Below are 24,493 nucleotides of genomic sequence, written 5' to 3'. Positions count from 1 at the left end.
CTTCTTGCACTATCCTGACCAAGCTATGCCGAAGGAAGGCGGAACTGCAATGCATCTCGACGTGCTCGACCTGCGCGAATTTTATTATCGCACCCAGCTGGGCCGCACGGCGCAAAAATCGGTGCGCGACCGGGTGGAGGCGCTCTGGCCCGCGACCGGGGGCGAGATGACCGGGCTGACCGTGGCGGGCTTTGGCTTTGCGGTGCCGCTGTTGCGGCCCTATCTGGGGGTGGCGCGCCGCGTGATCGGGCTGATGCCGGCGCCGCAGGGCGTGATGCCATGGCCCGCGGGCGAGCCCAATGTCTCGGTGCTGTGCGACGAGACCCGCTGGCCGCTTGAGACGGGCCGGGTCGACCGGCTGATCGTGCTTCATGGCCTTGAGGTCTCCGACCACCCCGATGCGCTTTTGGAAGAATGCTGGCGCGTGCTCGGCCCCGGAGGGCGGGCGCTGTTCATCGTGCCCAACCGCGCCGGGCTCTGGGCGCCGCGGGAAACAACGCCCTTTGGCTTTGGCCGACCCTACACGCCCGGCCAGCTTGATGCGCAGGCGCGCCGCGCGGGCTTTGTGCCGGAGCGGCAGGCGGCGGCGCTGTACATCCCGCCCTCGCAGCGCCGGTTCTGGCTGCGCTCGGCGGAGATGTGGGAGCGGGTGGGCACGCGCGCGGCGGGGGTGCTTGCGGCGGGGGTGCTGATCCTCGAGGTCTCCAAGCAGGTGCATGTGCCGCGCCGCTCGGGGCTGGGCGCGGCGGTGCGCAAACCGCTTTCGATCCTCGAAGGCACACCAAAGCCCGTCGCGGGCCGGGTGTGATCACGCTGCGGTGCGGAAAGAGAATCGCTGCCGCGCAGCTTGTGCTGTTGGCCGCGCGATTTTCCCCTATCGCCGCCAGAGGTTGCGCGCTGTGCTGAAAGCGGCGGCAAGGCTCAGCGCTAACATCGTGGGCTTGGCCTGAAATGTGCCCCGGACATTCACATTCCGTATGCCAAGATGGTTGCGAGGGTCACATTGCTCTGTTACTAGCAGCCCCGAATGCGGCGCGTGCATGGGAGACTTGCGCGTTCCAGGGGGGCCTCTGCCCCGATCGCGGCGGTGTCGATCGGGGTGCGGAGGCAAAGCATCGGAAGGGTGGACGTGTCCGAACCAGCTTCGATTTCTGCAGCCATTGCCGGGCGCTATGCCACGGCCATTTTCGACCTTGCGAAGGATGCCGGCGGGCTCGATGCGCTTTCGGCGGATGTCGACGCGCTGCGTGCCGCGGTGAACGGCTCGCCCGAGCTGCGCGAATTGATCGGCTCGCCGATCTACAGCCGCGCCGACCAGGAAGCCGCGATCGCCGCGCTTGCGACGAAGATGGGGCTCTCGGCGCCGCTCGCCAACGGGCTCAAGCTGATGGCTTCGAAGCGCCGCCTGTTCGCGCTGCCGCAACTGCTCAAGGGCCTGGCCGAGGCGATTGCCGAGGCCAAGGGCGAGATGACCGCCGATGTCACCTCCGCCACCGCGCTGAGCGATGCGCAGACCGAGAAACTGGCTGCTGCACTCGCCAAGAAGACGGGCAAGACCGTCAAACTGAACGTCGCCGTCGATGAGAGCCTCATCGGTGGCATGATCGTCAAGCTGGGTTCGCGCATGATCGACTCCACGGTCAAAGCCAAACTCGCTTCCCTCCAGAACGCCATGAAAGAGGTTGGATAATGGGCATCCAGGCTGCTGAAATCTCTGCGATCCTCAAGGAGCAGATCAAGAACTTCGGGCAGGATGCCCAAGTCGCCGAAGTGGGCCGCGTGCTCTCGGTGGGCGACGGTATCGCGCGCGTCTACGGGCTCGACAACGTCCAGGCGGGCGAGATGGTCGAATTCCCCGGTGGCATCCGCGGGATGGCGCTCAACCTCGAAGTCGATAACGTCGGTATCGTTATCTTCGGTTCCGACCGCGACATCAAGGAAGGCGACACCGTCAAGCGCACCAACGCCATCGTGGACGTTCCTGCCGGCAAGGGCCTGCTTGGCCGCGTCGTCGACGCGCTGGGCAACCCGATCGACGGCAAGGGCCCGATCGAAGCCGCCGAGCGCCGCATCGCCGACGTGAAAGCCCCGGGCATCATCCCGCGCAAATCGGTGCACGAGCCGATGGCGACCGGCCTCAAGTCGGTCGACGCGATGATCCCGATCGGTCGCGGCCAGCGCGAGCTGATCATCGGTGACCGTCAAACCGGTAAAACCGCGATCGCGCTCGACACGATCCTGAACCAGAAGTCCTACAACGACGCCAACCCGAACAACAAGCTGCACTGCTTCTATGTTGCGATCGGCCAAAAGCGTTCGACCGTGGCGCAGCTGGTGAAAAAGCTCGAAGAAGCCGGCGCGATGGAATACACCACCGTTGTCGCCGCGACCGCCTCGGACCCGGCGCCGATGCAGTTCCTCGCCCCCTATTCGGCGACCGCGATGGCGGAATACTTCCGCGACAACGGCATGCACGGCCTGATCATCTATGATGACCTCTCCAAGCAAGCCGTCGCCTACCGTCAGATGTCGCTCCTGCTGCGCCGTCCGCCGGGGCGTGAAGCCTATCCGGGCGACGTGTTCTACCTCCACTCGCGCCTGCTCGAGCGTTCGGCCAAGCTGAACGAAGACTTCGGCGCCGGTTCGCTGACCGCCCTGCCGGTCATCGAAACCCAAGGTGGCGACGTGTCGGCCTTCATTCCGACCAACGTGATCTCGATCACCGACGGTCAGATCTTCCTTGAAACCGAACTCTTCTACCAAGGCATCCGCCCGGCCGTGAACACCGGTCTGTCGGTGTCGCGCGTGGGCTCCTCGGCGCAGACCAACTCGATGAAATCGGTGGCCGGCCCGGTGAAACTGGAACTCGCCCAATACCGCGAGATGGCCGCCTTTGCGCAGTTCGGCTCGGACCTCGACGCCGCCACGCAAAAGCTGCTCAACCGCGGCGCCCGCCTGACCGAGCTGATGAAGCAACCGCAATATTCGCCGCTGACCAACGCGGAAATCGTTGCGGTGATCTTTGCCGGCACCAAGGGCTTCCTCGACGCGATCCCGGTGAAAGAAGTCGGCCGGTTCGAGAAGGGCCTGCTCGCCTACCTGCGCTCTTCGCGCAAGGACATCCTCGACTGGCTCACCAACGAGGATCCGAAGATCAAGGGCGATGCCGAAACCAAGCTGAAGTCCGCGATCGAAGAATTCGCCAAGACTTTCGCGTGACGGCCTGAAAGGACAGGGAGATGCCCAGCCTTAAGGACCTCAAAAACCGGATCGTGAGTGTCAAGAACACTCGCAAGATCACGAAAGCGATGCAGATGGTCGCGGCGGCGAAACTTCGCCGCGCCCAGGAAAGCGCGGAAGCTGCCCGCCCCTACGCCGAACAGATGTCGGCGGTTCTGTCGAGCCTTGCCACTGCGGTGGGCTCGAACGAGGGGGCGCCGCGGCTTCTGGCCGGCACCGGCTCCGAGCAGGTTCAGCTTCTGGTCGTGATGACCGGCGAGCGCGGCCTGTGCGGCGGCTTCAACGCCAACATCGCCAAGCTCGCGCGGACGCGGGCCCATGAGCTGATCGCCCAAGGCAAGACGGTGAAAATTCTCACCGTCGGCAAAAAGGGCCGCGACGCGCTGCGCCGCGACCTGGGCGACTATTTCATCGGCCATGTCGATCTGAGCGAAGTGAAGAAGCTCACCTACGCCACCGCGCAGGGGATCGCCGACGACATTCTCGCCCGCTTCGAAGCTGGCGAATTCGATGTTGCCACGATCTTCTACTCGACCTTCCAGAGCGTGATCAGCCAGACGCCGACGGCGCAGCAGATCGTGCCCGCGCAGATCGAAGCGGCGGAAACCGGGGCCTCGACGGTCTATGACTACGAGCCCGGCGATCAGGAGATCCTCACGGCGCTCCTGCCGCGCGGCGTGGCAACGGCGATCTTCGCCGCTCTGCTCGAAAACAACGCGTCCTTCAACGGCGCCCAGATGACGGCCATGGACAACGCCACCCGCAACGCGGGCGACATGATCGACCGTCTGACGATCGAGTTTAACCGCTCGCGTCAGGCCGCCATCACCAAAGAGCTTATCGAAATCATCTCGGGCGCCGAGGCGCTCTGACGGAACCGGAGATAGAAACAATGGCAAGCAAAGGCAAAGTGACCCAGGTCATCGGCGCCGTCGTCGACGTTCAGTTCGAAGGCGGTCTCCCGGCGATTCTGAACGCCCTTGAAACCACCAACAACGGCAAGCGCCTCGTGCTCGAAGTCGCCCAGCACCTCGGCGAAAACACCGTGCGCACGATCGCCATGGACGCCTCGGAAGGCCTCGTGCGCGGTGCCGTCGTGACCGACACCGGCGCGCCGATCACCGTTCCGGTGGGCAACGCGACGCTCGGCCGTATCCTCAACGTCATCGGCGAGCCGGTGGACGAGCGCGGCGACGTGGCGAAAACCGAGGCCCGGGCGATCCACCAGCCCGCCCCGGACTTTGCGGCGCAATCGACCGAAAGCCAGATCCTCGTGACCGGCATCAAGGTGATCGACCTGCTCGCCCCCTATTCGAAGGGCGGCAAAATCGGTCTCTTCGGCGGCGCCGGCGTGGGCAAGACCGTGCTCATCATGGAACTGATCAACAACATCGCCAAAGTGCACTCGGGCTTTTCCGTGTTCGCGGGCGTTGGCGAACGGACCCGTGAAGGCAACGACCTTTACCACGAGATGATCGAATCGGGCGTTATCAACCTCGACAACCTCGAAGAGTCGAAGGTGGCGCTGGTTTACGGTCAGATGAACGAGCCTCCGGGGGCCCGTGCCCGCGTCGCGCTGACCGGCCTGACGCTGGCCGAGCAGTTCCGCGACCAGTCCGGGACCGACGTGCTGTTCTTCGTCGACAACATCTTCCGCTTCACCCAAGCGGGTTCGGAAGTGTCGGCGCTTCTCGGCCGTATTCCTTCGGCCGTGGGCTATCAGCCGACGCTCGCCACCGACATGGGCGCGCTGCAAGAACGCATCACCTCGACCAAAGCGGGCTCGATCACCTCGGTGCAGGCGATCTACGTGCCGGCCGACGACCTGACCGACCCTGCGCCGGCCACCTCGTTCGCCCACCTCGACGCCACGACCGTGTTGAGCCGTGCGATCTCGGAACTCGGCATCTACCCGGCGGTGGACCCGCTCGACTCGACCTCGCGGATCCTCGACCCGCAAGTCGTGGGTGAAGAGCACTACCAAGTGGCGCGTGACGTGCAGGGCATGCTGCAGCGTTACAAATCGCTGCAAGACATCATCGCCATCCTCGGCATGGACGAACTGAGCGAAGAAGACAAACTGACCGTGGCCCGCGCCCGGAAGATCCAGCGCTTCCTCTCCCAGCCGTTCGACGTGGCGAAAGTGTTCACCGGCTCGGACGGGGTGCAGGTTCCGCTCGAAGACACCATCAAGTCGTTCAAGGCTGTGGTGGCGGGCGAATACGACCACCTGCCGGAAGCGGCCTTCTACATGGTCGGCGGCATTGACGACGTGATCGCGAAAGCCCAGCGCCTCGCCGCTGCGGCGTAAGGGGGGCATGATGGCCGATACCATGCAGTTCGACCTCGTCTCGCCCGAACGGAAGCTTGCTTCCGTTCAGGCCCGCGAGGTGCTCCTTCCCGGCGTGGAAGGCGACCTGACGGCGATGCCGGGCCATGCGCCCGTCATCCTGGCGCTGCGGCCGGGCATTCTGACCGTGGTCAGCGCCGAGGGCACTTCTGAATACGCCGTCACCGGCGGCTTCGCGGAAGTCTCGGGCGAGAAAGTCACGGTGCTGGCCGAACGCGGTCTGACCAAGCCGGAACTGACCGCCGCGATCCATGCGGAGATGATGGCCGAGGCGAAAAAAGTGCTCGACGCGGCGCCGCCCTCGGTGGCGGATGCTGCGGCGAAGATGCTCGCCGATATGGAAGCGCTCGGCACTCACATCAACCTGTGAGCGCAGCCCCTTGCACACTCAGAGAACCCCGGCTTTGCCGGGGTTTTTTGTTTAGGGCTTTTTTCTCGTTCCCGGCCATACTAAGAGCGGAAGGAACTGGAAAAACGAGCGGACCGCATGCAGAAACTCTCCTCGACGCGGATCGGGATCGCACAGGGCTCAATCGTGCTCTTTTCCGATTTTCAGGATGGCGGTGTGATGTGGACGGGCGAAGGCCCGCGTGAATTGCGCCGCGCTGTGGTGTTTGACGAGCCGTTCCGCGCGCTTCCCGCCGTGCAGGTCTCGCTCTCGATGTGGGACATCGACCAGAAGCATAACCCGCGCATGGATATTTCGGCCGATATGATCACGCTTGAAGGGTTTGTGATCGTGTTCCGCACCTGGGGTGATACGCGGGTTGCCCGTGTGCGCGCCGATTGGCTCGCCATTGGTGGCTGCGCGCATGAGGATGACTGGGAGATCCTCTGAGCTCAGAGATCGGCGTCGTCTTTCATCTCTCCCCCCTCGGTCGCGGCGCGATGGGCGGCAAGTTTGCGCGCCAGCGTGCGCCGGTGCATGCCGAGCCGCCGCGCGGTTTCGGAAATGTTGAACCCGGTCTCGGCAAGGGTGCGCTGGATCAGCTCCCATTCCTGCGCCTTCACGCCGATTTGCGGCGCCTCGATCTCGGGCATCGCCATGCCCGCCCGATGCCCAAAGGCGGCCTCGATCTCGCGCGCCGTGGCGGGCTTGGCAAGATATTGTGTTGCGCCAAGCTTGATCGCCTCCACCGCCGTGGAAATCGAGGCAAAGCCCGTCAGCACCACGGTTGCGGGCGGATCATCCTTTTCGCCCAAGGCCTTCACGACCCCGAGCCCGGAGCCTTCGGCGAGCTTCAGATCGACAATCGCATGGGTGAAATCATACCGCCCGGCGAGCCCGATCGCCGCCTCTTCGCGCGTTGCGGCATGCACCTCATAGCCGCGCCGCGCAAAGGCCCCGGCAAGGGTTTCGGCCAGATGCGGATCATCTTCGACGATCAGCAGGCAACGCGGGTCGATGGCGGGGTCAGTCACGGCGGATCTCCTCGGAGGGGGCGCGGTCGAGCACGGGCAGACAGAGCTGGACCTCGGCCCCCGTCGGTGTATTGCGCAAATCCATCCGGCCGCCCAGCCGGTCGATGGCATTGCGCGCAAGAAAAAGGCCGAGGCCGCGCCCCGGCATGCCCGAGCCGGAGAGGAAGGGCGCGCCCGGATGTGCGAGCACGCTTTCCGGAAAGCCCGGCCCCCGGTCTGCGAGGGTCAGCATCAGCCTTTGGCCCTCGGTTTCGAGGCGTGCCGAGAGCGTGCCCGGGGCCGCGCTTTCGGCATTGTCGAGCAGGTTGACGAGCGCGGCCTCGAAAATCGGCGCGGTCAGGATACGCGCGCCGCGCAGCGTGGCGCTGGCGGTGAGCGGCACGCGGGCGCGCCCGCGCGAGCCGCTCCACATGGCAAGGATGCGGCGGATCTCGGCTTCCGCAGCCACATCCGCCGCCGCCTCAAGCCGCTCACGCCCCGCCGCCTGAAGCGTGCGCGAGACGATGGCGCGGCAGCGGTGGAGTTGCGCGATCATCCGGTTCAGCTCGGGCTTCATCGCGGCACCTTCGGGCGGGCCGATCTCGGCCCAGTCGTCGAGGGTGACGGCAAGGGTGGTGAGCGGCGTGCCAAGTTCATGCGCCATGCCGGAGGCGAGAAGCCCAAGCCCGACGAGTTGATCTGCCTCCGCCTTGGCGCGGCGCAACTCCTCGATCGCCGCCTCCCGCGCGGCCATGTTGAGCCGCAGCCGAAGCACAAACCAGACCATCAGCGTGGAGGTGAGCACGAAGGCCAGAAACAGCCCCGTCGGCGCGGCTGCGGTGGCCTCTGCCGCGAGGGCCGAGCGGGTGACGAGCCATGACATCGCGGCATTGCTCAGAAGGTAGATCGGAAGCGCCGAGAAGGGTGCGCAAAGCGAAACCGCAAGGAGCGGGGGCACCACCAGCAGCATCAGAAACGGGCTTGAGGCCCCGCCCGAAAGCGCGAGCAAGGCCGTCAACGCCCCGGTGTCAAACGCGAGCTGCAGGACGATGATCCAGTCTGGCAGCTTGGTGAAGCGTTGCACCGAGACCGCGGTGACGAGGTTGTAAAAAACCAAAAGCACCACCACCACCGCGATCTGTTCGACCGGGAGCGCAATGCCAAGGACGCGCACCGCATAAGTGGTGGCGGCGATCAGGCTCACAAGCGCCACCCAGCGAATTTGCACAAGCAACCAGGCCGTCTCGCCATGCCGGGGGGGCGGGGCGGCGGGGGCTGGCGCGGCGGGGGCGGGCATCTGCATCGGGTCTCGCAGGGTTGCGGCGGATTGCGGGGCGACAATGCCGTAACGCCGCCGCAGGGGCAACCGCATGCGGTGGCGCGGCTGCATTGGCCCTTGCTCCAGCGGCGCAGGCTGCTACCGTTGCGCAAGGTTCTTCAAGAGGTTTCGATGCCGCGTTTCGCTCTCGCCCCCGCCCTGATCCTGCTTTTGCCGCTGGCGCTCTCCGCCTGCGTCGAGGGGATGGTCGCCGACCCCAAATCCCCCAAAATCAGCCAGCGCGGGACCTGCTTTGCCTATGTCGCCACCGAGGCAGACGGGCAATTCTCCCTGATCACCGGCAAAGGGGATGGCACGCGCGCCCCGGCGGGGCAGAAGGTTGGACCGATGTCCGCCGAGAAGGTCGATGCCGCGCTCGCGCATGAAATCGAGGTGATGCAGGTGATGCCTGAATGCCTTGCGGTTTATTCCCGCGGCCGGGCCGAGGCGCGGCCTGCGCCCGCGCCGGCGGGGTGATCGGCCAGCGGTCAGGGGCGGTGCCTGAGTCCGCGCCGCCACACCCCGGCCCCAGCATCTGGTAGCGTCACATTTTCGCTACCCGAGCTGTCGGTTCCCTCCTATAGTCTGTGGATAACCGGGGCGTCAGACCCCAACATGAGGCGGGAACAGGAAGAAAGGGGACGCGATGCGCTGCCCATTTTGCGGGAATGTCGATACTCAGGTGAAAGATAGCCGCCCGGCGGAGGATCACGTGGCGATCCGGCGGCGGCGGTTTTGTCCGGCCTGCGGGGGCCGGTTCACCACCTATGAGCGGGTGCAATTGCGTGATCTCGTGGTGATCAAAAGCTCCGGGCGGCGCGAGGATTTCGACCGCGACAAGCTTGAGCGCTCGATCCGCATCGCCATGCAGAAGCGCCCGATCGACCCGGAGCGGATCGACCAGATGATCTCCGGTATCGTGCGGCGGCTGGAATCCTCGGGCGAGACGGATATCCCCTCGCGCTCCATCGGCGAGATCGTGATGGAGACGCTGGCGCGGATCGACACCGTGGCCTATGTGCGCTTTGCCAGCGTTTACAAGAACTTCCAGGCGGCTGACGATTTCGACAAATTCGTCTCCGAGCTGCGCCCGCAAGGCGGAGAAGCCGAGTGAACGAGGCCGACGGCCGCTTCATGCGGCTGGCGCTGAGCCTTGCCGCGCGCGGGCTCGGCACTGTCTGGCCCAATCCGGCGGTGGGCTGCGTGATCGTGCGCGCGGGCCGGATCGTCGGGCGCGGCTGGACCCAGCCGGGCGGGCGGCCCCATGCGGAACGCCGCGCGCTCGATCAGGCCGGGGCGGCGGCGCGGGGCGCCACGGCCTATGTCACGCTTGAGCCCTGCGCGCATTTTGGCCACACGCCGCCCTGCGCTCTGGGGCTGATCGAGGCGGGCATCACGCGGGTGGTTTCGGCCTTCGAAGACCCGGATCCGCGGGTGGCGGGCAAGGGGCATGCGATGCTGCGCGCGGCGGGCATCGCGGTTGTCACCGGCGTGATGGAGGCCGAGGCGCGCGCGCTTCAGGCAGGGTTCCTGAGCCGGATTTCTCATAATCGTCCGTGGCTTGCGCTGAAGCTCGGGGCCAGCTTCGATGGCCGGATTGCGCTGGCGAATGGCGAGAGCCAATGGATCACCGGCCCGGAAGCCCGCGCCCGCGTGCAGGCTTTGCGCGCGCGCTTCGATGCGGTTTTGGTCGGGGGCGGCACGGCGCGCGCCGATGATCCGCTGCTCACCGTGCGTGCCTTCACGCCGCTGCGCGCGCCGGTTCGGGTGATTGCGGCGCGCAGGCTCGATCTGCCGCGTGACCGGCTGGCAAGCTCCCTTTCTGCCGCGCCGCTCTGGCTTGCGCATGGCGCCGAAGCGCCCGTCGAGGCGCGTGCCTATTGGGCGGATCTGGGCGCCGAGATGATCGAACTTCCCGAGACACCTGCCGGGCTCGACCCTGCCGCGCTGATGACGGCGCTGGCCGGGCGCGGGCTCACGCGCGTCTTTTGTGAGGGGGGCGGCCAGTTTGCCGCGGCCCTCATGGCGGCGGGGCTGGTGGATGAGCTGATCGGTTTTACTGCGGGCCTTGTGCTCGGCGCGGATGCGCGGCCCGGCCTTGGCGCGCTGGGGCTTGAGCGGCTGGCAGAGGCGCCGCGCTACCGGCTTGCGGAGGTGCAGCTGATCGGCGGGGATGTGTTGGCGCGCTGGCGCCGCGACGACTAACGCCAGAGCCCGGCGTGGCTCGCAAGCAGGCCCTGCAGCTTGGCCAGCAGCCGATTGATCCCTCCGGGCCGGGGCAGGGGCCCCTTGACGAGCCGTTCGAGCACCACCTCGGGCGGGCAGGGGCGCCGCGAGACCGGATCGTAATAGCGTGGATAGGCGATGAGCGCGGCATGGGCGAGCTGCTCAAGGCTGACCTTCGCGCCGCGGCGCGCCGGGATCTCCCCAAGATCGCGGGTGAGCCCCCATCCGGCATAGAAGGGCGCGCCGGTGGTGGTGACGGGCGTGCCGCGCACCAGCGCCTCGAAACCCAGAAGCGAGGTCATCGTCCAGACCTCATCGACCGCCGCGATCAGCGCGATCGGGTTTGATTTCTGCAAGATTGCGTCAGCGTAGCGCAGCGCTTCTTGCTCTGGAATGGCGCCGGGGCGCAGCCCCGCCTCGACATCCGGGTGAGGTTTGAAAAGAACAAGTGATTGCGGGTTATGGCGGCGCACAAGCTCTAAAAGTGCAAGGTTTGTGCAAGTTCTGCCGGCACCGAGGCGGATCGAGGCATCGTCTTCCACCTGCCCGGGCACCAAAATCCGGTGCCCTTGGGGCAGATCGGGCAGATCGCCCCCAAGGTTGTATTTCGACAAGCCTGCCCGGCGCAGCGCCGCCATCAGCCGCTTTGTGCGCGGTGCGGCTCCGGGCGGCAGCGGCGCGGCAATGAGGGCTTCCAGATCGGAGGGCCGGGTCGGGTCATAATAGATCCCGCGCCGATCGGTGACGAGCGAGAGCGGCGGCACCAGATCGGCGCCGAGCCCTTTCGAGCGCAAAAACCCGTCTTCGACGCGGCGCGCGGGGGCGCTGAACCCCTTGGGCTCCTTGCCTGCCCAGATCAGGAGCCCGCGCCCGCTCTGCTGAGCGCTTCTGGCGGCGCGCTGGGGCGGGTCGATGAACTGCAGCCGCTGTTCGCGCCCGAAGAACGCCTGCAGCGCGCCGCGTTTCCACAGCCGCATGCCGGAGGCGACATGGCCAAACCGGTCTTCCCGGAACGCACGGACCTCGGCTTCGAGCTGATCCACCGCCTCCTCAAACGAACAGGCCCGCGCGCGGCAGGGGTCATACCAGCTTGGCGCGAGGATATGGCTCACGGCAAAAAGTTGCGCGCGGGTGAGGCGGCGGTGGCGGCGGGCGACCGGATTTTCGTCCTGCGTCAGCCCCCAGCCCGCATAGAAGGGCTGGCCGAAAACGCGCGGCTTGTGGCCCGCAAGGATCGCCTCATAGCCCATCTGCGAGGAGACGGTATAGACTGCCACTGCGCCTTCCAGCAAAGCCCAGGGCGAGACGGGGGCGTCGTAAAGCCGGGTGCGCGCATCTTCATGGGCAGGCGTGTAGTGGCCGGGGCGCAGCCCGGCGCGGCTTTCGGGATGGGTGCGGATGAGAATCCGCGCGCCCGGATTCTCGATCTGCGCGACGGCGAGCATTTCGCGGAATGTGGCGGGGGTCGCGCCCCCAAACCGCACCGAGGCATCGCCCGCGATCTGGTCGATCACCAGCACATAGCCCGGAGGCGGCGGGGCGAGATCCGGGTCGAAGTCGTTGTATTTCGAAAGGTTGGACGCGCGCAGCCGGGCGATGCCATCGCGGGCGCGGTCCAGAAGCGCGGTGTCATCAAGGGGGGCGCGGGCGGCAAGGCGCTCGAGCATCGAGGGGCAGGAGGCGTCGAAATGCACCCCCTCCGGGTCGATCAGCAGCCCGAGCGGGCCGCCGGAGCCGCGGGCGCGGCCCGGATGGACAGAGCGCAGGAACGCATCTTCCACGCGCACAAGCCCGGTGCCAAGGCGCGCCGCCACCCGCTCGCCGCGCGCGGCATAGGGGGAGCGGCCCCAGACCACAACCCGGTCCTCGGGGCCGGGGCGGCCGAGATGGAGCGTGTAGCCCGAGGCGCGCAAGATCGCCGCGATGCGCGGATCGCGCCAGAAGCCGAGGGTATAGGAAAAGAGCCGCCGCGGGGGGCTTCCCGCAGCGGCCGCATGCCCCCTCGCCTCCGGCATCAATTTCCGGCGAGCGTAGAGATGGAGTTCGCGCTGGCGGCCGAGCCGGTGATCGCGGAGAGCGCTTTTTGCCACTGCACATAGGGCGCTTCGGTCACATAGACGGTGTCGTCGTCACGGATCACGAAGTCACGTGCCATGAACATGCCGTTCGGCTCGGTCAGGTTGAGCACATAGATCATGCGCTGATCGCCCACGAGATCATTGCGGCCGAGCACCACCGAGGCGATCTCGACGGGCTCGTTGCGCAGAACGAACACGCCCGTCGGATCGGCGAGGTTGGTTTGCAGCCCGCCGACAATGGCGAGGGCTTCGAGCGCGGAGAGGGTCTGGGTTTCAAACGGCACGCGCGCCTGCGCACCGGTCGCGCCGAGCGAGGTGAAGGCGCGGGTGTCTTCTTCCACCAAGATCACGTCGCCGGGGCGCAGCGCAATATCCATGCGCGGGTTCTTGTAAAGATCGGTGAGCCAGGCCGTGCCCTGCTTGCCGCCCCGCTTGACCGTGATCTTGGCGATCTCGGGCTTGATCGTGACGCCGCCGGCGCGCGCGATCATCGCGGAAAGGGTGCGGGTGGGGCGCTCGATCGCATAGACGCCCTGACCGCCGACCGAGCCCATGATCGAAACGGTCGCGCCATCGCCTGCGGCGCGGGTCACGAGCACCTGCGGGTCCGGGGTCTGGGCATCGAGCTTTTCGGTGATGATCTTGCGCAGCGCGTCGGGCGAGTTGCCCGCCGCCTTGATCTTGCCCGCGTAAGGCACGAAAATATTGCCCGCGCCATCCACCTGCACTTCGGAGAGCTGGGTGGCAGAGGCACCCTGCGGCGCCAGAAGCCCGTTGTCGACGTTTTCCCAGATCGTCAGCATCAGCGTGTCGCCGGGGTTGATCGTATCCGAGCCGATCACGCCCGCGCGCTGGAACTCAGAGGAAAAGCCAAGCGCAGGCTGCACCGCGGTGGCGCGTGCAACATGGTCATTGACAGAGACGACGAAGGCATCGCCCTGCCGCATCACGGAGCCGGAAAAGATCTCGCGCTTGTTCGGCCCGGAGCGCGGCAGGCCACAGGAAGCCGTCCCCAGAACGGCCGCCGAAAGGCCCAGCACAAGGGCCCTGCGGGGGAGTTTTGTCGTCACTGCTCGGGCTCCTCTTCGGGATTGCCGTTTTGTTTCACGCAAAGGTAGCGTGAGAATGCCGAAAAATCCATCGTTATCCGCGCCCTCGATCAGGTCACCAAGCGCAACTGTTGCCGCGGTGCCGCGTTTCCGGTGACGAGCGCCTCATAGGGGTCTTCCGGGGCGAGCATCATGTCCACCACCTGACGCATCAGGATGCGCCGACCGCGCGCGGAATAAAATCCCCCCGGAATTTGCGAGGTTTCCAGCAAATAGTGGCGGTAATCGCGGTAGCCGCGTGTGTCCGGGCGGGCCGGGGCGGCAAAGAAGGCGGCGAGCGGCTGGGCGGAGACGAATTCGGGTTTGTCATAAACGGCGCGGCCGAAGATCTTGAGCGGCAGCCCGCGCCAGAGCACCTGTTGCCCGGCGGTCGAATTGATGGTGACGGCAGAGCGGGCCTGCGCGAGCAACGCCGCGAGCTTGCCGCCACCGATGAAATGCACCCGCCCGGTGAGCCCGTGATGCGCGGCGGCGGCATGGATCCGCTCGGCCAGCGGCGCGCGTCCGTCTTCCAGCGGGTGGGCCTTGAACACAAGGTGGTGATGGCGGGGCGCGCCTTCGGCAAAGCCTGCGGTGACCAGGTCGATGAATTCGGCCTGCGTGCGGAAGGGCGAATGCATCTGCATCGAGGCATCATGCTCAAGCTGCAACAGCACAAGATGGATCGGATGCCCGGTCAGCCGCACCCGCGCCGTGGCAATGCTGCGCTCAAGCGCCTGAAACGGCATGCCGATCAGACGTTTGAAGTAAAGCCGGGTCTCGGCCAGCACCGAGACCCCGCGGTGCGGCGCAAAGCCCGGATAGGCGCGGTTCATCGCCAGCACGAAGAAATGATAGAGCGCACCGTAAAAGATATGCTGGCGCGTGTCGCCCCAGCGCGGCGGCGCATCGGGAAAGTCGATCTGGCTTTGCGCCAGCGCCGCGCGCATCTGCGCAAGGCTCGTGTGCATCAAGCGCGAATGGCCGTTGGCGCCGCCGCGCTCATAGGTGATCCAGTAGGGGCGCAGATAGCCCTCTTCAAACACATGCACGCTCAGCCCGCGCGCCTGGGCTGCCGCAATCGCCTGCGCATGCACGGGCCTTGTGTCGCCATAAAGCACGAGATCGGTGATGGCTTTGTCGGCAAGGATCGTTTCCAGCGCTGCGGGCCAGTCTGCGAGCGTGCCGGTGAAGGGCAGGTAATGCGCCTTGTCGGGCCAGAACGCCTGATCGCCGCGGTTGAAGCCGACGCGCCAGACCGCGCCCCCCGCCGCCTGCAGCATCCGCCCGAGCCGCGCGAAAAACGGCCCGTGCGGGCCTTGCAGCATCAAAAACGTGCGGGGGGCAGTCATCGCGGGCGGGTCTTTCAGTCTGGTTCCCTCTTGTGGCGCGGCCGCGGGGCGCTGTCACGCCGAAATGATGGCGCGCCGGGGGCAGAGGGGGGAAACCGGGGCAAACGCGACGCTCGGACGCATTTCTGCGCCGGTCCTGTGCACTCATGCGTCGGGCGCAAGCCTTGCGTGCGGGGCGCGTGCGAGCTAGGCAGAAGCAAATCAGGCAGAGGAAAAGCCATGTTCACCGGAATCGTGACCGATCTGGGCGAGATCGTCAGTCTTGAGAAAACGGGCGACCTGCGGGCCCGCATCCGTTCGGGCTATGACATGAGCAGCGTCGAGATCGGCGCCTCCATCGCCCATGCGGGGGTGTGCCTCACCGTGATCGCCACCGGGGCGGACTGGTATGATGTGCAGATCTCCGGTGAGACGGTCTCCAAAACCAATATCGGCGCCTGGACGCTCGGCGGCCGGATCAACCTCGAACGCGCGCTGAAAGTGGGCGACGAGCTTGGCGGTCACATCGTGTCGGGCCATGTCGATGGCGTGGCCGAGATCATCGCCATGAAGGACGAGGGCGAAAGCACCCGGTTTTCTTTCCGCGCGCCGGACACGCTCGCCAAATACATCGCGCCGAAAGGCTCCGTCGCGCTTGACGGGTGCTCGCTCACCGTCAACGAAGTGGATGGCAGCACTTTCGGCATCAACATCATTCCCCATACCAAGTCCGTGACAACCTTTGGCACGGCGCAGGTGGGCGACATGGTCAACCTGGAAATTGATACGCTCGCGCGGTACGTTGCGCGGCTGACGGAGTGGAAGGCATGACGAACCCGGTGGACAAGTCCGGCGCACACGACAAACCCGGCCCGGTGGAGCAAAGCTATCACGATGCGATCTCGACCATCGACGAGATCATCGAAGATGCGCGCAACGGCAAGATGTTCATTCTCGTGGACCATGAGGATCGCGAGAACGAGGGGGATCTGATCATCCCCGCGCAGATGGCCACACCCAATGCGATCAACTTCATGGCCAAGCATGGCCGCGGCCTCGTCTGCCTTGCGCTGACCGCAGACCGCATCGAGTCTCTCGGCCTGCCGCTGATGGCCTCGGCCAATTCCTCGCGCCACGAAACGGCCTTCACCGTCTCGATCGAGGCGCGCGAAGGGATCTCCACCGGCATCTCGGCGCATGATCGCGCCCGCACCGTTGCGGTGGCGATCGACCCGACCAAGGGGCCCAAAGACATTGCCACCCCGGGCCACCTGTTCCCGCTGCGCGCCCGCGAGGGCGGCGTGCTGGTGCGCGCGGGCCATACCGAGGCGGCGGTTGACATCTCGCGCCTTGCGGGGCTGAACCCCTCGGGCGTGATCTGCGAAGTGATGAACGAAGACGGCACGATGGCGCGGCTCCCCGACCTGATCGCCTTCGCGCAGATGCACAACATCAAGATCGGCACGATCTCGGACCTGATCGCCTATCGCCGCCGCCATGACAGCCTTGTGCGGGAAAGCGCGCAGCGCCCGGTGCATTCGGTGCATGGTGGCGACTGGTCGATGCGTGTGTTCACCGACCAGACCGAGGGCGCGGAACATATCATCCTGACCAAGGGCGACATTTCGACGCCTGAGCCGGTGCTGGTGCGGATGCATGCGCTTGACCCGCTCGCCGATGTGCTTGGCCTCCATGCCTCGAAAGTGGGGGATCTGGGCCGCGCGATGGAGGCGATTGCCGCCGAAGGCCGGGGCGTTGTGGTGCTCTTGCGCGAAACCTCCGCGAAGATGGTGATGCCGGGCGAGGCCTCGCCCCAGACGCTGCGCCAATACGGGCTCGGCGCGCAGATCCTGCTTGCGCTCGGGGTCACGCATCTGAAGCTGCTCACCAATTCGCCGAAACCAAAGCTTGTTGGCATCGAAGGCTACGGGCTCATCATCGAAGAAACGCGGGGCTATTGAGATGGCCGCGACCGAGAGCCATTACGTTTTGCCGTTGCCCGCGTTTGACAGGCCGGTGAAGCTCCTGATCGTTGTTGCCCCCTATTACCGGGACATCGCCGACAACATGATCACGGGCGCGAAAGCCACCGCCGAAAAGGTGGGGGCGAGTGTCGATATCATCGAGGTGCCCGGCGCGCTGGAGATCCCGACCGCGATCGGCATGGCCGAGCGGATGGCCGATTATGATGGTTATGTCGCGCTTGGCTGCGTGATCCGGGGCGAGACCACGCATTATGACACGGTCTGCAATGACAGCTCGCGCGGCCTCACGCTTCTTGGCCTGCAGGGGCTGTGCATCGGCAACGGCATCCTGACGGTGGAAAACCGCCCCCAGGCCGAAGTCCGCGCCGACCCGGCGGATCAGGACAAAGGCGGTGGGGCCGCTGCTGCGGCCTTGCATCTTGTCGCGCTCTCGCGCAAATGGGCCACCCGGACGAAGGGAATCGGCTTCCGCCCCGCAGGCGAAGAGATCCGCATCGCCGGTGAGACCGAAGGACCGAGCCGCGCATGACCGACACCGCCCCCGAGACCCCGAAAAAGCTCTCTGCCGAGGAAAAGCGCCGCATGCGCTCTGCCGCGCGGCTTTATGCCGTGCAGGCGCTCTTTCAGATGGAGGCTGCGGGGCAGGGGGTGGACCGGGTCGCGCGCGAGTTCGAGGATTTCCGCTTCGGCATGATCACCGAAGATGAGGGGGAAGAGCTTTCCGAGGCCGATCCTTCGCTGTTTCGCCGCCTTCTCGACGATGCGGTGATGTGGCAGGCGCGGGTGGACCAGGCCACCGACCGCGCATTGGTGGCCACCTGGCCGATCGACCGGATCGACCCGGTCTTGCGGGCGCTCTTTCGGGCTGCGGGGGCCGAGATGGTCAACCCCGCAACGCCGATCAAGGTGGTGATCACCGAGTTTGTCGAGGTCGCGCGCGCGTTTTTCCCCGCGGGGCGCGAGCCGAAATTCGTCAATGCGGTGCTCGACCACATGGCGCGCGAGATCCGGCCCGAGGCGTTCTGAGATCGGGCTGAGATCTGGCTGAGATCGGGCTGGGCGTTGCTGCGGGCGGGGGCATTCGGCGCAAACATGCCAGTTTCGCGATCTTCTGTGACAGGCCTGCGGCAAAATGCCAAAATTTCGGTAGGAATCTTCCAATTTCGCGCTAGACTGATTCCAAAGCTGGAGGAATCGACATGCCGGAGCTGGTGCGTCTCTACATCCGCAACGTGATCTTTGGGGCGCTTCTGTCTGCCGCCTTTGTGGGGATGTTGCTTGGCTTCAATGTCGCGAATTTGCGGCACCTGATTTTGACCTCCGACATCGGCTATATCGCGATCGCGCTTCTTTTCGTGTTCAACACGCTGGTGTTTGCGGGGGTGCAATTTGGCATCTCGGTGATGGCGATGGCCGATAAGGAGCCGCCGCGCGGTGGTGGCAAGCGCGACGCCATTGCGCGCTTTGACATGCCCCTCGACATGGTCGCCATTCCGGTGCCGGTCGAGCAGAAATCCAAGCGTAAGATCGTCAAGAAACTGTACTGAACCCTCCGGACACGAAAGCCCCTCGCCTCGGCGGGGGGTTTTTCGTTTTGCGGAGAAGACGGGTTTCGTCTCGGCAGGGCCGAGACGACCCGCCGGGGGGCGTTGCCCCCCGGACCCCCCAGGATATTTGAGCAAAGTCGAAGGCAGGGGCGACGATGAAAGACATGGGGGCGCCCGATGCCCGGGGGCTTGCGGCGTCATCTGCCACGTTCGGCCAGGGAGGCGCTGTTTCGGGCCCTGCGCGCGCGAGGCCTGCTTCAAGACGGCGCGACGAGGTGGGGAGCTTTGGGGAGGTGGTGGCGGAAACCGCAGCGACCGTAGGGGCGAGATTTCCCGAGAGCCTGACAAGTCAGGTGGGCGCCAGGTACCCAGGCCAGGGCCAGGGCAGAGCCAGCTCCCTCAGGAATGGTTATCGGCCACTGGAAAAAGGCCCCGTTTACGCGAAGAGCAGTAACCGCCACGGCTCACATAGGATGGGGCCGCCCTCGCGGCAAGGGGGGGCGTTACAATTCCTCCCAGCGGCTCAACCCTTTGCGGCACCAGCGCTGCTGCTCGATCAGCCCCATCAGCAGGGTGTAGATGGGAATGCCGAGCAGTGTCGAGGTCAGAAAAATCGTTGGATCGTCGAGGATGCCGCGCCAGCCGAACACGATATTCACGACAATCCAGACCAGACCGAAGGGCAGACCATAGGCGATGAGCCGCAGGTGCAGCGGCAGGTAGGGCCAGGGGCGCGGCTCTTCTCCGACCATCTGCATCAGCCGGATGGCGGCATGACTCAACGGCCGCGCCGAAAGGCCTGCGGCTTTCATTTCGGCTTGCGCGGCCGCAAGACGGCGTTCGTGCTCGGACATGGCCTAACCTTTGAGATCTTTACCCTCTTAGCCTCGCGCTCTGCCTGCGCGGCGTCAAATGCCGCAATGACGCACTCGACAAATGTTCTCTCTTCGTTCATGGTTGCGCCATGGCAAAGGACCTCGCACCCGGTCAACTTCTTGCGCGCGGCGTGATGCGCTGTTTGATGGAGCACGGCTTTGCCTGCCTGCCGGAGGTGGTGCCAAAGCCGGGGCTGCGCGTTGATGTGATGGCGCTCGGGCGCAAGGGCGAGATCTGGGTGGTCGAGTGTAAATCCTCGCGCGCCGATTTCACCTCGGACCGCAAATGGCAGGGGTATCTGGCCTATGCGGATCGGTTCTTCTGGGCGGTGGAGAGCGATTTTCCGACCGAGATCCTGCCCGTGGAGACCGGGGTGATCCTGGCGGATCGTTTTGGCGGAGAGATCCTTCGCATGGCACCGGAAACAAAGCTTGCGGCCGCGCGCCGCAAGCTTGTCACGCAGGGATTCGCCCGCACCGCGGCCCTGCGCCTTGCCGGGCAAGATCCTTCCGGGCTCAGCGTTTTCCTTTAGGCTTGGCGCCTTTCGGTTTTGCGCCGGCGGCGATCTCGCGCGCAGCCTCCGCCGCGGCAACCAGTTCCTCGGCGATTTCCTCGGCCTCTTCGGGGTCAAAATCGAAAGGAAGTTCAAACCCTTCGCCCGATACGAAGATCCGCACCATGCCTTGATCGGTGGGCCCGATCTGCAGATCGCCCGCCATCTCGTTTTCGTCGTTGATCCCCATTTGCGCCTCCGTTGCGGCTTCTCGTCCCGGCCTAGCCAAAGCGGGGCGGCGGGGCAAGCGCTTCGATGATTTATGCGGCGGCTTCCCTCTTGCATTCCCCCGCGCCAGAAGCTAAACGCCCCTCAGTGCCGCCTTAGCTCAGTTGGTTAGAGCGCTGGATTGTGGATCCAGAGGTCCCCCGTTCGAGCCGGGGAGGCGGTACCACTCCCCCCGACAGTCGCACAGTTTCGCCCTGGCAATGCAACGCCCGGCTAGGCATCGAACGCCCGCAGCTTGGAGCCGACGCCTCGCCCGAGAAGGGCGGTCATGTTTTGCCGGGCCAGGCCTTGCGCCGCTTTCGTGCAACGCAAACGGATGGGCGGGCAGATTCGCGGCGGGCAGATTCGCGCCAGTCAGCTTGCCTCGAGGCTGAGGAGGGCGCGGCGGAAGCCCGGTTCGGTCAGCACCACCTCGCCCGCGCCGAGCCTGGCGGCATGGGCGAGCGCCCGCGCGGTCAGATCCTGTGCAAATTCGACCGCCTGCGGGAGCCCGCGTCCCCGGCCGAGGGCCGCAAGGATCAGCCCGGCAAACAGATCCCCCGTTCCGGGAAGCGCGATCGGCAGATGTCGGGTTGGATGCCGGCTCACCCCGTCGGGGCCGATCAGAAGGCTTTCGATCTGGCCCGGGGGCGTATCGTCCAGCGCGCAGCCCGTGGTGAGCAGCGTCGCCGAGGGGGCGAGCGAAAGGGCGGCTTTTGCGGCCTTGATGTTCTCGAGCGTGGCAACCGGAAGGCCGGTCAGCCAGCCCAGTTCAAATGGATTGGGGGTGGCAAGGTCTGCCTGCGGCAGCAGCCGGTCACGCATCACGCCTGCAATCGCCTCGGGCACATAGAGACCGGGGCCCGAATCGCCCAAAACGGGATCGCAGAGATAGAGGAGCTGCGGGTTCGCGGCCTTCGCTTGGGCAACGTAATCGGCAATCATTTCCGCCACCTCGACCGAGCCGATATAGCCCGTGAGGATATAATCGGCGCGCTCCGCCAGCCCGCGTTCGCGCGCGCCGTGCAATAGGTCAGAGAAGAACTCGGGGGGCATCGCGCGCCCGCGCAGGGTCGGATAGTCGGGGGTGTTGGAAAACACCACGGTCGGGATTGCCGCCACTTCGAGCCCGGCGGCCTGCATTGCGAACAGGGCGGCGGAATTGCCGACATGGCCGAACACGACCTGGCTCTGGATCGAGATCACGAACGGAGGGGGGGTCATTTGCCGCGCGGTCCTTTGCACCGGTTCTTGCCCGGGCCGGGAACGGTCGCGGGGCCCGGGGGCTCGGCGCGCGGCGGGGCGATAACGTCACATAAGGCCCCTTGGCGCCCCGATGCAAGGCCCGCAGGCCGGTTCTGCCTCGGGCGAGGCTCCGCCGGACGCAGAGGGGCATCGCGGCGGGGCGCCCGCATCTGCTCCGTGCCCGATCGAGAATGGCCTCGAAGGCGGCGGGGCAACAGATCCGGGGCGGACATGGGGGAGGGCGCGCAGGTGTCGCCCATTTCTCGGTGGCGAAGAGACGATGGCATATGGCATGCCGCGCCGCGATGCGGAACGTGACCGAAGGCGCCAGATCCCGCTGGGTCTCGTCGAGGTTGCGCCCAAGCCCGCGACGGGGCGCCCACAGCACGCCAGCGCCAGCAGAATGGTTGCAAAGCAACTACGGGGCCGGCGCGAACGCCGAACCCCGCCCTGAACGCATCACGCCGCAGGCGCCACCTCCGCCCCGATGATCCCGCGGGATCTGGAGGCGGGGCGGTCAGAGCGGCGCGAGCGTGGAGCTGCGCAAGAGCCGTTTCACGTCGCGTTCGGTGCACAGATCCGTGGCGGGCGTCATCACCGCCGCCGCCGCCGCCGCCGCGCCCCAGCGCAGCGCCTCCGGGAGCGCAAGCCCGCGCCCGAGGCTGAGCGTGAAGGCCGCCACGAAGCTGTCGCCGGCACCGACCTTGGAGATCACTTGCTCCGGCACCGCCTGCGCGACCCAGCGCTCGGTCTCGGTGGCGAGCACGTTGCCATCGGCGCCGCGCGCCACCACCACCGCGCGCGCGATCCCCCTGTGCACCAGCTCCTGCGCAAAATCGGCACTGTCGCTGCGCGTGGGGAGGGCCCGCCCGGCCAGGTCTTCCGCCTCAAGGTCGTCCATGCGCAGCACATCGACCGGCTGCGCCCCCGCGACAAGGAGCTGATGCAGCGCCTTGCCGGAGGTGTCGAGAAAGAACCGTGCCCGCGTGCGCGCGATTTTCGTTGCGAGCCGGGCGGGAAAATCATCCGGCACGCCGGGCGGCTGGCTGCCCGAAAGCACGACAATGCCGTTCTCGGGGGCCGCTTTCGCGATTCGGTCGAGCACCTTGCGAACATCGGTGGCGCTCCATTCCGGCCCCGGCATCACGAAGCGATATTGCGCCCCGGTCGCGGCATCGGTGACGGTGAGGCTCTGGCGCGTCTCGCCCGGCGCGGGGAAGGGGGCAAGGCCGATTCCCTGCTCGGCGAGCAGATGCATCACCTTGTCGCCGATCGGCCCGCCAAGGGCCACAAAGGCGGTCGAATGGCCCCCAAGGGCAGAGATCGCCCGGCTCACATTGAGCCCGCCGCCGCCGGGATCTGTGTCGGGCCGGGTGCAGCGCAATTTGCGCTCGGGCGCGACGGTATCGGCAAAAATGGAAAGATCGACAGTTGGGTTAAGGGTGACGGTGAGAATCGCTGTCATGCCTTGCCTTTCCGGTGAGCTTTGGCCCGGGGAGTCTTTAGCGCCAACATTGCAGGTTCGCCCCGCCGGGGGAAGGGCCGAAACCGGTTATTAAGATCTAGATGTTTATTTATTCTAGGAAGTTTTGGAGGTCTGGATGATTCCTGATGTGTCCGATCCGCGTTGGAAGCGGGTCCTTACGAGTAACTCTGATCTGTCGGCGGCGTCGTTGGCGACGCGGATCCTGATTTCGCGGCTGCGTCGTGAAGTGGCCGATGTGCCCGGCGCGCTGGCCACAAAAGTGAGCGAGCTGCGCGATTTCGTCACGAAGAATCCCTTTGCCGTCGCCGATGTGGCGAAGTTCTGACCGGAGAAAACGATGAAAAACGAAATGTTGACCGTTTCCGAGGTCTCGAGCCGAATCGAAGCCGGCGATGTGATGGTGATCGCGGGCGATGAAACGCTGCTCGCGCAATTGCCCAAGGGCGCCTGGATCGGCGGCACCACGGTCTATTTCGTCACCGAAACCGGTGGCGCGGTGGTGCGTGACCGCCTGTTTTGCACCACGATCGATGCCGCTGTCGGCGCCACGCCGCGCCATGTTGATGTGAAGGGTCTTCCGGGCATTTCCGCGGGCTACAAGCCGGGCGGCGTGACGATGATCATGATCCCCGCGTTTTCCGTGGCGCATTCGCAATTCGCCGTGGATGGCCAGACCTATCCGGGCCTTTTCGACCAGCCGCTCGCGGGCTGGATCACCGGCGTCCATCTTGACGAGATCGGCAAGCGCGCGCCCAAGGTGTTCGACGGCACCACCGGCATCAGCCATGACGAGGGCGCGGTGCTGCTGCATGTCGCGCTGCCCGAAGGTGCCTCGATCGACCTCGACATCCTCAATATCTTCGCGCAGGGCGACGACGCGAAACTGAGCTTCGTGTTTGACGAAAGCGGCTTTGCGGCCCGGACCGCGATGGTCAACGGCACCAAGGTGCAGCTTGCCGATTACATCAGCGACGCCAAGATCGATACCCGCCTGCCGCTCGTTGCGAATTACGCGGGCGCGCTTGTCAACGTATCGATCCAGTCGGTCGATACCACGACGGGCGAGGTCAAGTTCTATGCGCCCGTGGTCGCAGGCGTCGAATACCGCATGGCCAATGCGCTCGGTTCGTATTCGCAAGCCTTTGCGCAGGGCGCGGGGGATGCGGGCGAAGGCCAGTATTCGTGCAACTGCATCCTGAACTATCTCTACGGCGAACTGGAAGGTCAGCGCACCGGCGGGTTCACTGGCCCGGTCACTTTCGGCGAAATCGCCTATATCCTGCTCAACCAGACTCTGGTGCGCATGGACATCAACGACACCGCCGCCTGACCGCGGCCCGCGCGGCTTGCCCGTGCGGACGCTCAAGTGGCTTCGGGGGGCGGCGTACCGCACCCCGGCCATCGGACAAGGTCTCTTTCCGGGGCCTGCCCCGGCGCGACGGCTCAGGCCCTTGCGCCGGGATTTGTTTTGCCGCGCGCCTCGAACCGCCAGACCTGCGTGCGTGCTGCCCGTCACAGTAGCGCCCGTCGCATCGGTGCATGGCGCGCCGCCGCAGGCGCGA

27 protein-coding genes, 1 tRNA gene and 1 other RNA gene are annotated in these 24,493 nt (G+C 65.9%); 19 read left to right on the top strand and 10 right to left on the bottom strand.

The window, feature by feature from the left end; genetic code table 11:
• The first annotated feature begins 49 nt into the window (after positions 1–49).
• The 7 genes from ACFSM0_RS05820 to ACFSM0_RS05790 all read left to right on the top strand — a co-directional run bounded on the left by ACFSM0_RS05820 (position 50) and on the right by ACFSM0_RS05790 (position 6,428).
• A complete protein-coding gene (locus ACFSM0_RS05820; RefSeq protein ID WP_377388246.1) occupies positions 50–808 on the top strand; it encodes a class I SAM-dependent methyltransferase in 759 nt (252 codons plus the stop codon).
• 315 nt (positions 809–1,123) lie between these two features.
• Positions 1,124–1,690 (top strand): F0F1 ATP synthase subunit delta, encoded by a 567-nt coding sequence (locus ACFSM0_RS05815; RefSeq protein ID WP_377388921.1) that lies wholly within the window; start codon positions 1,124–1,126, stop codon positions 1,688–1,690.
• Complete coding sequence (gene atpA, locus ACFSM0_RS05810) at positions 1,690–3,219, top strand: F0F1 ATP synthase subunit alpha (RefSeq protein ID WP_377388244.1); 1,530 nt, start codon at positions 1,690–1,692, stop codon at positions 3,217–3,219. The genes ACFSM0_RS05815 and atpA overlap by 1 nt, the downstream gene beginning before the upstream one ends.
• Before the next feature lie 20 nt (positions 3,220–3,239).
• Positions 3,240–4,112, top strand: coding sequence for a F0F1 ATP synthase subunit gamma (locus tag ACFSM0_RS05805; RefSeq protein WP_377388242.1), 873 nt, complete (start codon positions 3,240–3,242; stop codon positions 4,110–4,112).
• A 20-nt stretch (positions 4,113–4,132) separates the two neighbouring features.
• Positions 4,133–5,551, top strand: a complete 1,419-nt coding sequence (atpD, locus tag ACFSM0_RS05800) for a F0F1 ATP synthase subunit beta (RefSeq protein ID WP_377388240.1) — start codon at positions 4,133–4,135, stop codon at positions 5,549–5,551.
• A 10-nt stretch (positions 5,552–5,561) separates the two neighbouring features.
• A complete protein-coding gene (locus ACFSM0_RS05795; protein WP_377388238.1) occupies positions 5,562–5,960 on the top strand; it encodes a F0F1 ATP synthase subunit epsilon in 399 nt (132 codons plus the stop codon).
• A 117-nt stretch (positions 5,961–6,077) separates the two neighbouring features.
• Complete coding sequence (locus ACFSM0_RS05790) at positions 6,078–6,428, top strand: H-type lectin domain-containing protein (protein ID WP_377388236.1); 351 nt, start codon at positions 6,078–6,080, stop codon at positions 6,426–6,428.
• Between the two features lie 2 nt (positions 6,429–6,430).
• On the opposite strand, the gene ACFSM0_RS05785 is transcribed toward ACFSM0_RS05790, so the two are convergent.
• On the bottom strand, positions 6,431–7,012 hold the full coding sequence (locus ACFSM0_RS05785; protein WP_377388234.1) for a response regulator transcription factor: 582 nt from the start codon (positions 7,010–7,012) through the stop codon (positions 6,431–6,433).
• Positions 7,005–8,381, bottom strand: coding sequence for a sensor histidine kinase (locus tag ACFSM0_RS05780; protein WP_377388232.1), 1,377 nt, complete (start codon positions 8,379–8,381; stop codon positions 7,005–7,007). Before ACFSM0_RS05780 ends, ACFSM0_RS05785 begins: the two co-directional genes overlap by 8 nt.
• A 60-nt stretch (positions 8,382–8,441) precedes the next feature.
• Here ACFSM0_RS05780 and ACFSM0_RS05775 point away from each other — a divergent pair, with 60 nt between their 5' ends.
• The 3 genes from ACFSM0_RS05775 to ribD all read left to right on the top strand — a co-directional run bounded on the left by ACFSM0_RS05775 (position 8,442) and on the right by ribD (position 10,514).
• Positions 8,442–8,786 carry a hypothetical protein gene (locus ACFSM0_RS05775; RefSeq protein WP_377388230.1) on the top strand — a complete coding sequence of 115 codons (345 nt, stop codon included), beginning with the start codon at positions 8,442–8,444 and terminating at the stop codon, positions 8,784–8,786.
• Between the two features lie 169 nt (positions 8,787–8,955).
• Positions 8,956–9,423, top strand: coding sequence for a transcriptional regulator NrdR (gene nrdR / locus ACFSM0_RS05770; protein ID WP_377388228.1), 468 nt, complete (start codon positions 8,956–8,958; stop codon positions 9,421–9,423).
• Complete coding sequence (ribD, locus tag ACFSM0_RS05765) at positions 9,420–10,514, top strand: bifunctional diaminohydroxyphosphoribosylaminopyrimidine deaminase/5-amino-6-(5-phosphoribosylamino)uracil reductase RibD (protein WP_377388226.1); 1,095 nt, start codon at positions 9,420–9,422, stop codon at positions 10,512–10,514. Before nrdR ends, ribD begins: the two co-directional genes overlap by 4 nt.
• Here ribD and ACFSM0_RS05760 read toward each other — a convergent pair.
• The 3 genes from ACFSM0_RS05760 to ACFSM0_RS05750 all read right to left on the bottom strand — a co-directional run bounded on the left by ACFSM0_RS05760 (position 10,511) and on the right by ACFSM0_RS05750 (position 15,053).
• Positions 10,511–12,550, bottom strand: coding sequence for a capsular polysaccharide biosynthesis protein (locus ACFSM0_RS05760; protein WP_377388224.1), 2,040 nt, complete (start codon positions 12,548–12,550; stop codon positions 10,511–10,513). The genes ribD and ACFSM0_RS05760 overlap by 4 nt on opposite strands.
• A complete protein-coding gene (locus ACFSM0_RS05755) occupies positions 12,550–13,683 on the bottom strand; it encodes a polysaccharide biosynthesis/export family protein (protein WP_377388222.1) in 1,134 nt (377 codons plus the stop codon). The genes ACFSM0_RS05760 and ACFSM0_RS05755 overlap by 1 nt, the downstream gene beginning before the upstream one ends.
• Positions 13,684–13,772: 89 nt before the next feature.
• On the bottom strand, positions 13,773–15,053 hold the full coding sequence (locus tag ACFSM0_RS05750) for a capsule biosynthesis protein (protein WP_377388220.1): 1,281 nt from the start codon (positions 15,051–15,053) through the stop codon (positions 13,773–13,775).
• A 219-nt stretch (positions 15,054–15,272) separates the two neighbouring features.
• Here ACFSM0_RS05750 and ACFSM0_RS05745 point away from each other — a divergent pair, with 219 nt between their 5' ends.
• The 5 genes from ACFSM0_RS05745 to ACFSM0_RS05725 all read left to right on the top strand — a co-directional run bounded on the left by ACFSM0_RS05745 (position 15,273) and on the right by ACFSM0_RS05725 (position 18,564).
• Positions 15,273–15,863: a riboflavin synthase gene (locus tag ACFSM0_RS05745; RefSeq protein ID WP_377388218.1), complete on the top strand. Its 591-nt coding sequence runs from the start codon at positions 15,273–15,275 to the stop codon at positions 15,861–15,863.
• Entirely contained in the window at positions 15,860–16,993 is a 1,134-nt protein-coding gene (gene ribB, locus ACFSM0_RS05740; RefSeq protein WP_377388216.1) for a 3,4-dihydroxy-2-butanone-4-phosphate synthase, read from the top strand. Before ACFSM0_RS05745 ends, ribB begins: the two co-directional genes overlap by 4 nt.
• Before the next feature lies 1 nt (position 16,994).
• Entirely contained in the window at positions 16,995–17,546 is a 552-nt protein-coding gene (locus ACFSM0_RS05735) for a 6,7-dimethyl-8-ribityllumazine synthase (RefSeq protein ID WP_377388214.1), read from the top strand.
• Positions 17,543–18,043 (top strand): transcription antitermination factor NusB, encoded by a 501-nt coding sequence (nusB, locus tag ACFSM0_RS05730; RefSeq protein ID WP_377388212.1) that lies wholly within the window; start codon positions 17,543–17,545, stop codon positions 18,041–18,043. Before ACFSM0_RS05735 ends, nusB begins: the two co-directional genes overlap by 4 nt.
• A gap of 173 nt (positions 18,044–18,216) precedes the next feature.
• Entirely contained in the window at positions 18,217–18,564 is a 348-nt protein-coding gene (locus tag ACFSM0_RS05725) for a hypothetical protein (protein ID WP_377388210.1), read from the top strand.
• A 299-nt stretch (positions 18,565–18,863) separates the two neighbouring features.
• On the opposite strand, the gene ssrS is transcribed toward ACFSM0_RS05725, so the two are convergent.
• Both ssrS and ACFSM0_RS05715 read right to left on the bottom strand, forming a co-directional pair.
• A non-coding RNA gene (ssrS, locus tag ACFSM0_RS05720) (6S RNA) lies at positions 18,864–19,021 on the bottom strand.
• Between the two features lie 46 nt (positions 19,022–19,067).
• Positions 19,068–19,418 (bottom strand): DUF6404 family protein, encoded by a 351-nt coding sequence (locus ACFSM0_RS05715; protein WP_377388208.1) that lies wholly within the window; start codon positions 19,416–19,418, stop codon positions 19,068–19,070.
• Between the two features lie 110 nt (positions 19,419–19,528).
• On the opposite strand from ACFSM0_RS05715, the gene ACFSM0_RS05710 reads away from it, so the two are divergent.
• Positions 19,529–19,972, top strand: coding sequence for an MmcB family DNA repair protein (locus ACFSM0_RS05710; protein ID WP_377388206.1), 444 nt, complete (start codon positions 19,529–19,531; stop codon positions 19,970–19,972).
• On the opposite strand, the gene ACFSM0_RS05705 is transcribed toward ACFSM0_RS05710, so the two are convergent.
• Entirely contained in the window at positions 19,956–20,183 is a 228-nt protein-coding gene (locus tag ACFSM0_RS05705; protein ID WP_377388204.1) for a DUF6324 family protein, read from the bottom strand. The genes ACFSM0_RS05710 and ACFSM0_RS05705 overlap by 17 nt on opposite strands.
• Positions 20,184–20,310: 127 nt before the next feature.
• Between ACFSM0_RS05705 and ACFSM0_RS05700 the strand changes: the two genes are divergently transcribed.
• Positions 20,311–20,387 (top strand) — tRNA-His (locus tag ACFSM0_RS05700).
• Between the two features lie 188 nt (positions 20,388–20,575).
• Here the strand turns inward: ACFSM0_RS05700 and pdxY are convergent.
• Positions 20,576–21,424, bottom strand: coding sequence for a pyridoxal kinase (gene pdxY / locus ACFSM0_RS05695; protein ID WP_377388202.1), 849 nt, complete (start codon positions 21,422–21,424; stop codon positions 20,576–20,578).
• 538 nt (positions 21,425–21,962) lie between these two features.
• A complete protein-coding gene (locus ACFSM0_RS05690) occupies positions 21,963–22,910 on the bottom strand; it encodes a 1-phosphofructokinase family hexose kinase (RefSeq protein WP_377388200.1) in 948 nt (315 codons plus the stop codon).
• Positions 22,911–23,046: 136 nt separating this feature from the next.
• Here ACFSM0_RS05690 and ACFSM0_RS05685 point away from each other — a divergent pair, with 136 nt between their 5' ends.
• Both ACFSM0_RS05685 and ACFSM0_RS05680 read left to right on the top strand, forming a co-directional pair.
• The gene (locus tag ACFSM0_RS05685; RefSeq protein WP_377388198.1) at positions 23,047–23,256 is read left to right on the top strand and encodes a hypothetical protein; all 210 of its coding nucleotides are present in this window, start codon (positions 23,047–23,049) and stop codon (positions 23,254–23,256) included.
• A gap of 12 nt (positions 23,257–23,268) precedes the next feature.
• Positions 23,269–24,261: a DUF6976 family protein gene (locus tag ACFSM0_RS05680; RefSeq protein WP_377388197.1), complete on the top strand. Its 993-nt coding sequence runs from the start codon at positions 23,269–23,271 to the stop codon at positions 24,259–24,261.
• Positions 24,262–24,493: the final 232 nt, after the last annotated feature.

Origin of the sequence: Rhodobacter lacus, assembly GCF_042683065.1 — a bacterium.
GTDB classification, from domain to species: Bacteria; Pseudomonadota; Alphaproteobacteria; order Rhodobacterales; family Rhodobacteraceae; genus Rhodobacter; species Rhodobacter lacus.
Note: the sequence above shows the minus strand (reverse complement) of the source record. Positions and strands in the feature narration are given on the sequence as shown.